The 12,622-nt window shown below is 70.8% G+C and carries 11 protein-coding genes; 7 read left to right on the top strand and 4 right to left on the bottom strand.

The features are described 5' to 3' along the window. The first annotated feature begins 43 nt into the window (after positions 1-43). Complete coding sequence (locus ACLJOK_RS10845; protein WP_410818032.1) at positions 44-1,507, top strand: polysaccharide biosynthesis tyrosine autokinase; 1,464 nt, start codon at positions 44-46, stop codon at positions 1,505-1,507. Here the strand turns inward: ACLJOK_RS10845 and ACLJOK_RS10840 are convergent. Further along, a complete protein-coding gene (locus ACLJOK_RS10840) occupies positions 1,488-2,042 on the bottom strand; it encodes a low molecular weight phosphatase family protein (RefSeq protein WP_410818031.1) in 555 nt (184 codons plus the stop codon). The genes ACLJOK_RS10845 and ACLJOK_RS10840 overlap by 20 nt on opposite strands. Before the next feature lie 168 nt (positions 2,043-2,210). Between ACLJOK_RS10840 and ACLJOK_RS10835 the strand changes: the two genes are divergently transcribed. The 4 genes from ACLJOK_RS10835 (at position 2,211) to ACLJOK_RS10820 (ending at position 7,187) form a co-directional block, all read left to right on the top strand. Next, on the top strand, positions 2,211-3,467 hold the full coding sequence (locus tag ACLJOK_RS10835; protein WP_410818029.1) for a glycosyltransferase family 4 protein: 1,257 nt from the start codon (positions 2,211-2,213) through the stop codon (positions 3,465-3,467). An 88-nt stretch (positions 3,468-3,555) separates the two neighbouring features. Further along, a complete protein-coding gene (locus ACLJOK_RS10830) occupies positions 3,556-5,340 on the top strand; it encodes a DUF4012 domain-containing protein (protein ID WP_410818028.1) in 1,785 nt (594 codons plus the stop codon). 13 nt (positions 5,341-5,353) lie between these two features. Continuing rightward, positions 5,354-5,983: a hypothetical protein gene (locus ACLJOK_RS10825; RefSeq protein ID WP_410818027.1), complete on the top strand. Its 630-nt coding sequence runs from the start codon at positions 5,354-5,356 to the stop codon at positions 5,981-5,983. A gap of 637 nt (positions 5,984-6,620) precedes the next feature. Continuing rightward, the gene (locus ACLJOK_RS10820; protein ID WP_410818025.1) at positions 6,621-7,187 is read left to right on the top strand and encodes a hypothetical protein; all 567 of its coding nucleotides are present in this window, start codon (positions 6,621-6,623) and stop codon (positions 7,185-7,187) included. Positions 7,188-7,317: 130 nt separating this feature from the next. Here the strand turns inward: ACLJOK_RS10820 and ACLJOK_RS10815 are convergent, their stop codons facing one another. Together ACLJOK_RS10815 and ACLJOK_RS10810 are read right to left on the bottom strand one after the other, a co-directional pair. Next, positions 7,318-8,757 (bottom strand): MFS transporter, encoded by a 1,440-nt coding sequence (locus tag ACLJOK_RS10815; RefSeq protein ID WP_410818023.1) that lies wholly within the window; start codon positions 8,755-8,757, stop codon positions 7,318-7,320. Positions 8,758-8,842: 85 nt separating this feature from the next. Continuing rightward, positions 8,843-9,079 (bottom strand): hypothetical protein, encoded by a 237-nt coding sequence (locus tag ACLJOK_RS10810; RefSeq protein ID WP_112587077.1) that lies wholly within the window; start codon positions 9,077-9,079, stop codon positions 8,843-8,845. Positions 9,080-9,227: 148 nt separating this feature from the next. On the opposite strand from ACLJOK_RS10810, the gene ACLJOK_RS10805 reads away from it, so the two are divergent. Together ACLJOK_RS10805 and ACLJOK_RS10800 are read left to right on the top strand one after the other, a co-directional pair. Continuing rightward, positions 9,228-10,388 carry a geranylgeranyl reductase family protein gene (locus tag ACLJOK_RS10805; RefSeq protein WP_410818021.1) on the top strand — a complete coding sequence of 387 codons (1,161 nt, stop codon included), beginning with the start codon at positions 9,228-9,230 and terminating at the stop codon, positions 10,386-10,388. Positions 10,389-10,401: 13 nt separating this feature from the next. Further along, on the top strand, positions 10,402-10,647 hold the full coding sequence (locus ACLJOK_RS10800; RefSeq protein ID WP_410818019.1) for a hypothetical protein: 246 nt from the start codon (positions 10,402-10,404) through the stop codon (positions 10,645-10,647). A gap of 57 nt (positions 10,648-10,704) precedes the next feature. Here the strand turns inward: ACLJOK_RS10800 and ACLJOK_RS10795 are convergent, their stop codons facing one another. Continuing rightward, the gene (locus ACLJOK_RS10795) at positions 10,705-12,495 is read right to left on the bottom strand and encodes a bifunctional metallophosphatase/5'-nucleotidase (protein WP_410818017.1); all 1,791 of its coding nucleotides are present in this window, start codon (positions 12,493-12,495) and stop codon (positions 10,705-10,707) included. Positions 12,496-12,622: the final 127 nt, after the last annotated feature.

The raw sequence follows: 12,622 nt of genomic DNA, 5'->3' as shown, positions 1-12,622 counted from the left end.
TGAAGTTCTTTGGCGTAACCGGACCGGCACGGAGGCGCTCCTGATGGACCTGCTCCGCCAATTGCGCCACGTGCGTCGGCACTGGTGGATCCCGCTGATGACGGTCATGGTGGCGCTCGGCGTCTCGGCGTTCGTGACCGTACGGGCCCAACCCCGCTACGTCGCCTCGGTGACCTTCTTCGTCACCGCCCCCAACTCGGGCATCAGCGACGCCTACCAGGGCGGACTCTTCCTTCAGCAGCGTGTCAAGTCGTACGCCGACCTGCTCAGCAGCGACCGGCTGGCGCAGAGCGTGGTGACCGATTCCCAGTTGGGCCTCACCGCGGACGAGGTGCAGCGCATGGTGAGCACCTCCACCGAGACGGGCACTGTTCTGCTGCGGGCGTCGATCAACGACACCGACCAGACCCGCGCGCTGCGCGTCGCGGAGATCCTCGCCGCGAAGTTCGTCGAACTCGTGCAGAAGGTCGAGGCAGCGCCCGAGGGCAAGACGCCCATCAAGATTGAAGTGGTCAGTGGCCCACGGGTGACCGCCAGCCCCGTCTCGCCTCTGCCGGTTCGCAACCTCACCCTCGGTGGCCTGGTCGGCCTGCTTCTCGGCGTCGGCCTGGCGATCCTGCGCGGCATCGCCGACGTGCGGCTACGCGACGCCGCCGGCCTGCAACGCGCCACCGGAAGCCCACTGCTCGGTGAGATTCCGTTCGAGGCCAGCGCCCGCACCGCACCGCTGATCGTGGGCGACGCCGCGACCTCGGCGCGCGCCGAGGCGGTTCGCAAGCTGCGGACGAACCTGCGCTTCGTGGACGTCCACGAGCCGGCCCGGGTCATCGCCGTGACCAGCGCCCTGCAGGGGGAGGGCAAGACCACGCTCTCCTGCAACCTGGCCATCGCGTTGGCCGAGGCAGGGTGGCGGGTGCTGCTCGTTGACGCGGACCTACGCCGCCCGAAAGTCGACGACTACCTGGGCCTGGACGCTGGTGTCGGCCTCACCGACGTGCTGGTCGGCGACGTGAAGGTGGGTGACGTCGTGCAGCGCTGGGGCGACAAGTCGCTGCTGGTGCTGCCCAGCGGCTCGGCCCCGCCGAACCCGAGCGAGCTGCTCGGCTCCAAGGCCATGTCGGACCTGCTGCTGGCGCTGCGTGAGTCGGCGGACATCGTGATCATCGACACGGCACCCCTGCTCGCGGTGACCGACGGCGTGGTGGTGGCCGTGCAGGCCGACGGTGCGCTGCTGGTGACGCAGCAGGGCCGTACCTCGCGGACCCAGGTCGCCGCGGCGGCCCGTGCACTGCACTCGGTCTCGGTCCGGCTGCTCGGCTGCGTGCTGAACATGGCCAAGGTGGCGAAGGCCGAGGCGTACCAGTACGAGGCCTACCGGGTGGTCGCCTCGACGTCCACGGCGTCGGTGCCGGCCGACCGGGCCGCGTCCGGCCGGCACAGCGCGACCACCGACGGCGTCAACGGAGTCGCCGACCACACCCAGGAACTCACCCGGCTGCCCCGATGAGAGCGGCGAGGGGTCGCAGCGACCGTTCGATCTCCTCGGCGCAGCGTCGGAAGTCGGCAGCGGTCCCGCCGATCGGGTCGCGGAGGTCGTCCGCGTCCGGGCCGGCGGGTTGCAGCCGTCCCCGGGCTTGGGCAGCGGCTGCGATCGCCGCCCGCAACGAGTCGTCGGCCGAGTCGGCGGGCGGCTCGGCCGCCGCGGCCAGCCGGCCGAACTGGCGCAGTGTGAACGTCCGGTGCAGCGCTCCCGGCGCCAACGAGGTGCAGACCGAGCGTTGGCGTCGGGTCGCGGTCAGCACGAGCGTCGCGTCGGCCAGGTACTCGGCTCGCAACACCCGGGTCCGGAACTCCGCCGGGTCCGTGCCGCTCTCGGTCGCGACCTCCATGGCGTACGGATGCATGGCCAGCCCGTCGACCGCGTCGGTGCCGGCGCTGGCCACCTCGACGGGTCGGTCGGCCAGCAGCCGGCGGGCCAGGTACTCGGCCATCGGCGACCGGCACAGGTTGGCGTGGCAGACGAACAACACGCGATCAGCCATCGGTGCCCCTCTCATCGGTGCGGACACGGGCGCTCGCACCGTGAGAGTGGTGCGTCGACGCCGGTGGCCGCGCGGGGAGGGGTTGTCGGCATCGTACGCGGGCCGCACGCCGGCCGGTCGTGGTGCCGCGCCGGCCTTCGGCGATCTCTGCCGGACGGGAGCGTACCGGTGAAGATCGGCATCCTGTCGTACCACTTTCCGCCCGAGCCGGCGTTCATCCCCGGGAGCCTCGCCGAGGAGTTGGCCGCACGTGGGCACGAGGTTCGGGTGCTCACCGGTTTCCCGGACTATCCCGGCGGTCACGTCTATCCCGGCTGGCGGCAGCGCTGGCACCACGAGACGCACAGCGAACGGCTGAGCGTCCGACGGGTACCCCGGTACCCGGGGGGCGCCGCCTCCGTCGGCGGCCGGATGGCCAGCTATCTCTCCTTCGCCGGCAGTGCGACGCTGGCCGCGCGCCGGTTCCTCGGTGGCGTGGACGCGCTCTACGTCTTCCAACTGCCGGCGACGACCTTCGCCGCCGCCGGCGTGCTCCGGTTGCTCGGGCAGGTGCCGGCGGTGCTGCACGTACAGGACGTCTGGACCCGGGACGGCGCAGAGGAGGCGGGCGAGGGGCGTTGGGCGGCGCGGATGGGCAGCGCGATGACCCGGATCTACCGGACCGCGGCGCGGATCGCGGTCGCCGCGCCGTCGATGCGGGACCTGGTGGTGGCCGCCGGCGCGGACCCGGCCCGGGTTCGGTTGGTGCTGAACTGGACCGACGAGCGGATCTTCTACCCGGCGACGCCGGGCGCGGCGGCCCGTCAGTTGGTTCGCCGGGACGGCCGGTGCGTGGTGATGCACGCCGGGACCATCGGGGCGCGGCAGGGGCTGGAGACCGCGGTCCGGGCGGCCGCGGCACTGGACCGGACGATGGACCTGGTCCTGGTCGGTTCGGGCGCGGCCGAGCGGCAGGTGCGGGGGCTTGCCGCCGAGCTGGGCGCGGAGAACGTCCGCTTCCTGGAGCGACGCTCGCCGATCGACATGCCCGAGCTGTACGCCGCTGCCGACTACCAACTGGTCATGTTGCGCGATCTTCCGGAGCTGCGCGGCACCGTGCCCGGCAAGCTCCAGGCCGCACTCTCCTGTGCCGCGCCGGTGATCGCGTCGGCCGGCGGGGACACGGCCGAGCTGGTCGAACGGGCTCGGGCTGGGCTGTCCTGCCCGCCGGAGGACTGGGCGGCGTTGGCCGACCGGTTCTGGTTGGCCGCCACCATTCCTCCACCGAGCCGCACGGAGATGGGTCGCCGGGGTCGGGCCGCGTACCTGCGGGAGATGTCATTGCCCTTCGGCGTTGACCAGATCGAGCGGCTGCTGCACGAGGCAGCCGGGCGAATTGCGAAGTCCTCCCACAATCGCGAGGGAATCTCGCCTAAAAAGTCGTAAATGCAAGAACAGTACGAAGTTTCCTGGCGTGTGCTAAAAACGTCAGGGAAATTGACCTTCTGTCCGGTTCAGCGAACGGGAGTGCGGAGTGACGGAGAGCGAACGACCGATCCGGCGGAGAAGCCGGTCCCGGCGTCGTCGGCGAGCCCGACTGCGACGGGCCCTGCTCAGCGCCTTGGTGGTCGGCTCGCTCCTGCTGGCTGCCGGTGGGTGGGTCGGCTTCCGTGGGTGGCAGGCGCGCGCTCACCTGCTCAACGCCGCTGGCCTGGCCCGGGAGTTGAGCGCCCAGGTGGTCGGTGGCGACACTGACCGTGCACTGCGGACTCTCGCCGCCCTTCAGGAGCAGTCGCGCGCGGCCCGAGCCGCGACGGCGGACCCGGGCTGGCAACTCGGCCGGCACACGCCGATGGCCGGCGACGACCTCGACGCCGTCCAGCAGATCGCTGTCGCCATCGACGAGCTGGCCCGGCAGGCATTCCCGACTCTGCTCCGGACGGATCTGACCAGCCTGGTGCCGGCCGGTGGTCGACTGGACCTTGCCCGGCTCACCGCCGTCTCCGGCGAGCTGTCCCGGGCGGACGTGTCGGTGCGACGGACGCGCCAGAATCTTGCGGCGGTGCCCGCCGACCGCCTGGTCAGCCAGGTCCGACAGGCGCTGACCGACCTGCGTGGCGAAATCGACCGACTGGCCAGCCTCACCACGGCCGCCGACCAGGCTGCCCGCCTGCTGCCGCCGCTGCTCGGCGCGAACGGCCCGCGGCGGTACCTGCTGGTCTCGCAGAACCTCGCCGAGTTGCGCGCCACCGGCGGCATGTTCGGCGCCTACGCGATGATGGAGGCGAAGGACGGCGCGGTGAAGATGGGCGAGCAGGGCAGCAGCGCCTCGCTCGGCCAGTTCACACCGGCGTTGAAGGTGCCCGCCGAGACCCGGGCGCTCTGGACCGACCTGCCCGGCATCTACCCCGCCGACGTCAACCTGTCCCCGCACTTCCCGACCGCCGCCGCGCTCTACCGCGAGATGTTCCGCCGCAAGACCGGCACCACTGTCGACGGCGTGCTCGCCGTCGACCCGGTGGTGCTGTCGTACCTGCTCAAGGCGACCGGTCCGGTCCTGGTGCCCGGCGGGGTGCCGCTCGCCAGCGAGAAGGTCGTGCAGACCCTGCTGAACGACAGCTACCAGCGGCTCGGCGTCAAAGAGCAGGACCGTTTCTTCGCGGCGTCGGCTGCCTCGGTCTTCGACGCCTTCTTCAAGAAGAATGTCAACCCGCGGGTGTTGTTGTCCGCATTTGACCGTGCTATCACCGAACGACGGATATTGTTCTGGAGTGCCCGACCTGAGGAACAGCGGACATTCGGCGAGAGCCGGATGGCCGGGACGCTTCCGGAACAGGACACCGTGCCGACCGTCGGCGTGTTCCTCAACGACGGCAGCGGCGCGAAGCTCGGCTACTACCTGCGGCCGACGGCGAACCTCACGGTCGGCGAATGCCGGTCGGACGGCCGCCGTGAGCTCCGGCTGCGGGTGACCCTGCGCTCAACGGCGCCGAAGTCCGGACTTAGCGAATCCGTGCTCGGCCTCGGCCTGGCTGGCGATCCGTACACCGCCCGCACGTTGGTGTCGGTCTTCAGTCCGGCTGGTGGAGCGGTGCTGGAGGCCCGGCTGGATGGGGCCGAGACGGCACTTGGCAGCGGCACTGAACGCCGCCGTCAAGTGGCGACGGCCAGCGTCGACGTCGGCCCCGGCGTCGAGCGGGCGCTGGAGGTCACCGTGCTGACGGCCAAGACCGGCGTCGGACAGGCCGAGCTGTGGCTGACCCCCACCGCCAGCCCCTGGACCACCCAAGTTCATTCCGCACCAAGCTGTGATCAGTAGGAGGGAACCAATCATGCGGCTATCCCGCATCATCATGGCGCTCACGGTCGGCCTGGCCGTGGTGGCCGTGCCGACGGCAGCGGGGGCGGCACAGCCGCAGCCGACGCCCAGCGCGACCACCGACCCGCCGCAACCGCCGCCGTACCCGCCGACCGCCGCGTCGCTGACCGTCAACCGGCCGACGATCTACCTCGGCGAGACGGTGGTGCTGACCGGTACCAACTTCGGCCCGAACGAGACCGTCGACATCAACGTGACTGTCACTCCGCAGGCCGCTCCGGCCGGCGGTGCGGCTCCGGCTCGCCGCAGCGATGGCAGCACCGTGGCCATGGCTCCGGTGGCCTACCAGGCGAGCGCGCCCCTGAGCTTCACGGCGTACACCGACGGTCAGGGCCGCTTCACCAAGAACTACAAGCCGTCGGTGACGGGTCTGCTGACCTTCACCGCCACGGGCCGGGAGTCCGGCCGTACCGCCAGCACCGAGCTGCGCGTGCTGCACAAGAAGCAGCCGCTGCCGGTCACGGGTGACAGCCTCGGCACGCCCATGAAGCTCGGCGGCGGCCTGGTCGGCGCCGGAGCGGTGATGCTGCTGCTGACCCTGGCCTGGCGTCGCCGCCAGCGCTTCGGTGGTGCGGCGCACTAATCCACACCACCGGGCTGCGCCCGGATTGCACTGAAGCTGGCGCCCGTCGGAACATTCCGACGGGCGCCAGCCTGTTCAGCCTCCGTGTCCCGATTGACTCGGGTTCCTTGATGTCGGGGTGTCCGGGGCTCCGGGATGCCCCGACTTTCGTTAACCCGAGTGGATCAGCCCCGTCTGGGGCCGTGCTGGCGGGGCCGTGTGGGCGGTTTGTCCGCTGAGGTGTCGATTGGGCTCGTGACCGGGCGCACCCTGAGGCTGGAATCCTGGCGGGGTCGGGGTCGTTACATACCCTGACGATCGCAGTACCACCGACCCGCCGCCCGAGCGCTGAGGGCTGGTCGCGCAGGTGGGAATGCCAGCCAGCACCCGGTCGTTACAGTACCCACGAACGACCGACGGGCACCGCCCCGACGAGGGTGCCAACGGATGGGCCAACCCCGGAATGACCCCGGCCCCCCGGTCGTTACAGATGGACCCGGCGCCACGAGCCCTCCGCTCGCCAGGCCGCCGACCCGACGCCCGACAGGCGTCAACCCCTCAGACTTTCCCCTGTATGTGCAGCGCCGGACGAGGTGCTCACACCCTGCCGCCGCCCCCCTTGGCGGTTGGGTGTCCTACCCCCGAAGGAGCTCCCCCCATGAACACGATCTTCCGTAAGAGCATGCTGTCTGTTGCTGGTCTCGCGTTCGCCGGTGGTGTGTTCGCCGGTCCGATCGCCGCCCACGCCGCCACCCCGGCCGTGGACGCCAAGCCCGTCGCCGTGGCCGCGCAGCAGTCGGCGCCGAAGCCGCAGGGCGACCAGTCCCACATCAGCCTCAACGACGAGCAGACCGCGAACGCCAAGGCGATCATCGCCGCCACGAAGAAGGCCGGCCTGCCCGAGCGGGCCGCGGTCATCTCGATCGCGACGAGCCTGCAGGAGTCCAAGCTGGAGAACCTCGGCCACCTGGGCGACATGAACGACCACGACTCGCTGGGCCTGTTCCAGCAGCGCCCGTCCAGTGGTTGGGGTACGCCGGAGCAGATCACCGACCCCGCCTACTCGACGACCGCGTTCCTGAAGGGTCTGAAGCAGGTTGATGGTTGGCAGGACATGCCGCTGACCGACGCGGCGCAGACCGTGCAGGTGTCGGCCTACCCGGACGCCTACGCCCAGTGGGAGCAGCAGGCCACCGACCTCGTCGCCCAGCACTGGAACAGCTGACCCACACGATAAGCACGCAGCACCGCAGCACCGCAGCACCGCAGCACCGCAGCACCGCAGCACCGCAGCACGACACCGACCGCTGGCCGGCACCCCCAACACCGGGGTGCCGGCCAGCGGCGTACCCCGGTCAGCTCCTGTGGTTGTGGGTGTGCCAGATGTCGATCAGCGCGGCGATCAGCGCGAGCGCGATGATGCCGGTGGCGAGCATGAGGGACTGTTCGAAGGCGGTGGTCCAGTCGCCGCGGCTGTCGGCCAGCGTGGAGAAGAACAGCGAGCCGACGGCGGCGATGCCGGCGGCGGCGCCGATCCGCTGGCCGGTCTGGAGCATGCCCGCGCCGCTGCCCGCCTGATCGACCGGCACCTCGGAGAGGGTGATCGTCTGGTTGGGGGCGATCACCAGCCCGCTGCCGATGCCGGCGACGAGCAGCGGGCCGGTGGTGACCCAGGGCGCCGGGGCGTCGGGGAAGAGGTGCAGTGCGATCACTGTGGCGGCCAGTCCGACGACCACTGTGAGCAGTCCGATGGCGACCAGTGGTCGGCCGAAGCGGTTGACGATGCGGCCACCGAGTACGGCGGCGGCTGCGGAGCCCAGGGCGAAGGGGGTGATGGCCAGGCCGGCGACGAGGGCGCTGTAGTTGAGCCCCATTTGAAGGAACAGGGTGAAGATGAAGAAGATCGCGGTGAAGCCGCCGAAGTAGACGAGCGCCAGGATCGAGCCCAGCGTGTACGACTGGAAGCTGAACAGTCGAAGGTCGAACAGGGGTTGGTGGTGGCGTCCGTATCGGCGTTCCCAGAGCCCGAAGGCGACCAGCACCGCCAGGCCGGCCGGGATGAGCGCCCACTTCCACGGGGTCTTCCACTGCTGCTCCTGCACCAGTGGCAGCAGGACCAGGACCACACCGATGCCGAGCAGCAGGACGCCGATGGGGTCGAGTCGATGCCAGCCGCGTTGGCCGGTGGCGCGGCCGGGCAGCAGCCGCCAGCCGAGGATCACCGCGAGGACACCGACCGGCACGTTGACGAAGAAGACCCATCGCCAGCCGTGTTCCTCGCCGCCGATGGCGATGAGCAGCCCGCCGAGCAGCGGCCCGACGGCGGTGGAGATGCCGATGGTGGCGCCGAGCAGCCCGAACGGGCGGGCGCGTTCGGGCCCGCGGAACAGTTGCTGGATCAGCCCGATGACCTGGGGGTTGACGATGCCGGCGGCGGCGCCTTGCAGCAGACGGGCGATGACCAGCCAGGTCGGGGAGGTGGCGAGGCCGGCGAGCGCGCTGGTGATGGTGAACAGCGCGATGCCGAAGACGAACGCGTTGCGTCGACCGCGGGCGTCGCCGAAGCGGCCGGCGGGCACCAGTGCCAGGCCGAAGGTGAGCGCGTAGCCGGACAGGATCCACTGCAGGTCGCTCGACGACGCGTGCAGCGCCCGGTCGATGGACGGCACCGCCACGTTGACGATGCTCACGTCGAGCAGCGTCATGAAGGCGGCGACGAGTCCGACGCCGACCGCCTGCCAGCGTCGTCGGTTCTCGGCCGCGGAAACCGGCTGCGGCGTCTGTGCCGCGCTCATCGTGCCCCCCGTCGACCCTCGGTCGTGCATGGTTGACCGCTACCCGGGTCTTCGGGGGGCGAACCGTGCCGGTTGGTTCCGCGGGTCACGCCATCTGGCGGGCGCAGAACCGGGGACCGAAGTCGAGGCCGGCCATCGGTGAGTCCTCGCGGTGCAGCAGGCCCTTCTCGGTGAGCAGGTGCAGGGGGCTGCCCACCTGCTCCTGGGTGAGCCCGGATTCCTCGGCGATCAGGTCCGGGTAGGGCACCTGCCCGCGTGCCTCGAGGGTGGTGACCGCCTGGTACACCCGTTGCTCGGCCTCCGACAGTTGCACCTGCTGCATGGTTCCTCCTTGTGCTCGTCCGCCACTGCGGTGGCGGTTGCCGTGCGCCGGTTACCCCCTCGGTGCCCGAAGATGCACACCCGATCGGGCGGTCGCGACGGCGGGCGGGTCCGGCGGTCGGGCCGGGGCGGTGCCCTAGGCTGCTTCCGTGATCGTTTGGGATCTCGTCGTCGTCGGCGCTGGCCCCGCGGGGCTGTCCGCGGCACACGCCGCTGCCCGTGCGGGCATCTCCACCCTTGTCGTCGAGCGAGCCGTGCACCCGCGGTACAAGACCTGCGGCGGTGGCCTGATCGGCACCTCGCTGGCGGCCGTTCAGGATCGGATCGAGGTGCCCGCGCACGACCGGGTGGACCGGGTGACGTTCACCCGCGACGGCCGTCGGGAGTTCACCCGCCGCAATGGCAGTCCGGTGGTGACGATGGTGCGCCGCGAGGAGTTCGACGACCGGCTGCGCGCGGCGGCGGTCGCCGCCGGCGCGCAGCTGCGGGAGCGGGTCGCGGTCCGCGCGATCGAGCAGGACCCCGAGGGGGTACGCCTGCGGCTGGCCGACGGTACGACGATCGCGGCTCGTGCCGTGATCGGGGCGGACGGCTCGTCGGGGGTGACCGGCCGGCACGTCGGGGTTCGGTACCGGCAGGTGGATCTGGGTCTGGAGCTGGAGATTCCGGTGCCGCCCGCCGAGCAGGAGCGGTGGCGGGGTCGGCTGCTGCTGGACTGGGGCGACATGCCGGGCTCGTACGCGTGGGTGTTTCCCAAGGGTGACCGGCTGACCGTCGGCGTGATCGCTGCGCGGGGTGCGGGGGAGGGGACCCGCGACTATCTGCGGCGGTTTGTCGACCGGTTGGGTCTGACCGGGTTGCCGGCGGAGCACGACTCCGGTCACCTGACCCGTTGCCGGGCGGAGGATTCGCCGTTGCGCAACGGCCGGGTGCTGGTCGTGGGGGATGCGGCGGGGCTGCTGGAGCCGTGGAGCCGGGAGGGCATCAGCTTCGCGTTGCGCTCCGGCGAGCTGGCCGGGGCTGCGGTAGCGGGCGGTGACCTGGCCGGGTACGAGCGGGCGGTGGCCGAGCGTCTGCTGCCGGAGATGCGGGCGGGGTTCCGGCTGCTCGACGTGTTCACCCGCCGCCCGGACGTGTTCCACGCCCTGTTGGCGACCCCGCCGGGCTGGCGGATGTTCGTGCAGTTCTGCCAGGGGCGGGCGAGCTTCGACGAGATGCTGCGCCGTCGCCCGATCCGGGCCGCCCTCGCGGTGCTCGACCGGTTCTCCAGCACGTCGCGCCAGGCCACCACCGCTCACCCAGGATCCTAGGACGCCTTACAGCGTGTGTGCGCAGCTACTGGTGCTGACCGGCCCGGCCGCCGGACAATCGGAAGCGGAGCAGGAGGAGGCGCTGATGACCGAGCAGCCGTTCACCGACGACGAGTACGCGTTTCTGCGCCACGCGCGGTTCGGAGAGTTGCCGCCCGCCGTCCGTCCCGACGAGCGGATTGCCCTGACCGAGACCGATCCCGGGCGCGACCGGCCGGAGGAGTCCGAGGACCCGATCCGCTGGAACGTGCAGGGCTGAGAACGCGCGACGGGCCGCGGGTGTCGCCACCCACGGCCCGTTCGTGATGCGGTTCGGTCAGAAGACCGGCACGCCCTCGCGCACCAACTGCCAGTTGGGCTGGAAGAAGTCGGCCGGGTCGATGGTCCCCTTGGCCTGCGCCCAGTCGATGAGCAGCTGACGGATCTCCTGCTGCGCGTTGTAGACCTGGGTCTTCACGATGCCGGGGAAGTTGCCACCGCCGCTGCGCCGGTAGTTGTTCACCGCCACCACGAACTGGGCGTTGTCGGCCACCGGAGTGTCGGTGTCGGCCAGCACCAGACGGGTGATCCGCTGCCCGACCGGCTTGGAGATGTCGATGTCGTAGTCCAGGCCGGAGAAGACGTCGTAGTTGTAGTCCGGCACGGCCGGGTCAGTGATCTGCTCCGGGTCGACCGGGGCGCCCGGCGCGAGGGTGCGGAAGAACTTCGCCGAGTACTCCAGGTACGCGCGCACCTCGGCCCCGCTGAGCACTACCGCCTCGAGGGTGTTGTCGTACACATACAGGCCGGCCACGTCGCGGATCTTCACCTCGCCGGCGGGGAAGACCGCGGTCCGGCTGAACGGCGCCGCGATCGACAGCACCGGCAGGTCCGCGTACGCGGTGCCGGCCAGCGCCGCGCCGACCACCTCGGTCTGGACGTGGTTGATGAAGTCCAGGATCGGCGTGTCCTTGTACCGCGACTCCGCCGCCGACAACTCCACTGTGGACGTGGCGACGACCTGGTTGACGTACGCCACGGTCTTCTGGTGTTGGGCCCGCACGGCGGCGAGCACCTTCGGGTCCTCGACCACAGTGTTGGTGTTCAGCATGGTGGCGGCCTTCTTGGTGATCGTCCACCGGCCACGTTCACGGGTGAGGGTGAAGTCCATCCGGGTGAGCCGCTGGCCCCACTTCGACGGCTCAGAGAGCAGCACCTGCGTGCCGGTGCGCTCGTTGGTGACGAACCGCTCGACCACCTCGTTGTGCGCGTGACCGAAGAGGATCGCGTCGATCCCGGGGACCTGCTGGGCGATCAGCGCCACCGGGTTCTCGTTCGGCAGCTCGGGGCCGTAGCTGGAGGTGCCGCTGTCCCCGCCGTGCGCCGAGATCAGCACGAGGTCCGCGCCGCGGGCCCGCATGATCGGCACCCACTTCGCGGCGGTCGCGATCATGTCGTCGAAGCGCAGCTTGCCCTCGACGTTGCCCTTGTCCCAGATGGCCACACCGGGGTTGGTCAACCCGAGGATGCCGACCCGCAGGGTCGGCGCGGCGAAACCGAGGGAGACCTTCTTGATGACGTACGGCAGGAAGGCCGGCTTGCCGGTCCTCGCGTTGACGGCGTTCGCGGCGAGCGCCGGGAAGCCGAGCTGACGGATCCACAGGTCCAACAACGGCAGGCCGTAGTTGAACTCGTGGTTGCCCAGGGTCACCGCGTCGTAGTCGATGACGTTCATGGCCCGTGCCATCGGGTGCTTCTCACCGGTGGCGGTGATCGGCTCCTGCTTGGCGTAGTACGTCGCGAGGGGCGTGCCCTGGATCGTGTCGCCGGCGTCGAGCACCAGCGTCGCCTTGCCGCGCCGCTCCCGACGGATCTGGTTGATCAGGGTCGCCAGCTTGGCGACGCCGATGTCGTTCTGCTTGCTGTCGTCGTACTCGGCGTCGCGGTAGTAGTCCCAGTTGTAGACGTTGCCGTGCGTGTCCGACGTACCCAGGAGGGTGAGGTCCCAGGTGCGCGGCCGGGCCGGGCCGGCCGCCTGCGCGGGCGCGGCGGCGATCAGCGGGGTGGTCGCCGCGGCCGCCGCGGCGACGAGCACCTGGCGGCGCGACGGGCCGGAGGGAGAGGTCATGACGTGCCTTTCCATGGGGGTGGACGCGCCTCGTGAGCGCCTTGCGCACCATAACCAGCACCTGGCACTCCTGCCACGGCAGCCCCGATCGTTGCAGCGGTTTCCGCAGGCGGACGCAGGGTAGGGC

This window comes from Micromonospora sp. 050-3, assembly GCF_046549335.1.
In the GTDB taxonomy this organism is placed as follows: Bacteria; Actinomycetota; Actinomycetes; order Mycobacteriales; family Micromonosporaceae; genus Micromonospora; species Micromonospora trifolii.
This window is presented reverse-complemented; position numbering and strand designations above follow the sequence as displayed.

Coding starts and splice junctions, on each gene's coding strand:
- ACLJOK_RS10845 (WP_410818032.1), top strand. CDS start 44: ATGGACCTGCTCCGCCAATTGCGCCACGTGCGTCGGCACTGGTGGATC.
- ACLJOK_RS10840 (WP_410818031.1), bottom strand. CDS start 2,042: ATGGCTGATCGCGTGTTGTTCGTCTGCCACGCCAACCTGTGCCGGTCG.
- ACLJOK_RS10825 (WP_410818027.1), top strand. CDS start 5,354: ATGCGGCTATCCCGCATCATCATGGCGCTCACGGTCGGCCTGGCCGTG.
- ACLJOK_RS10820 (WP_410818025.1), top strand. CDS start 6,621: ATGAACACGATCTTCCGTAAGAGCATGCTGTCTGTTGCTGGTCTCGCG.
- ACLJOK_RS10815 (WP_410818023.1), bottom strand. CDS start 8,757: ATGAGCGCGGCACAGACGCCGCAGCCGGTTTCCGCGGCCGAGAACCGA.
- ACLJOK_RS10810 (WP_112587077.1), bottom strand. CDS start 9,079: ATGCAGCAGGTGCAACTGTCGGAGGCCGAGCAACGGGTGTACCAGGCG.
- ACLJOK_RS10795 (WP_410818017.1), bottom strand. CDS start 12,495: ATGACCTCTCCCTCCGGCCCGTCGCGCCGCCAGGTGCTCGTCGCCGCG.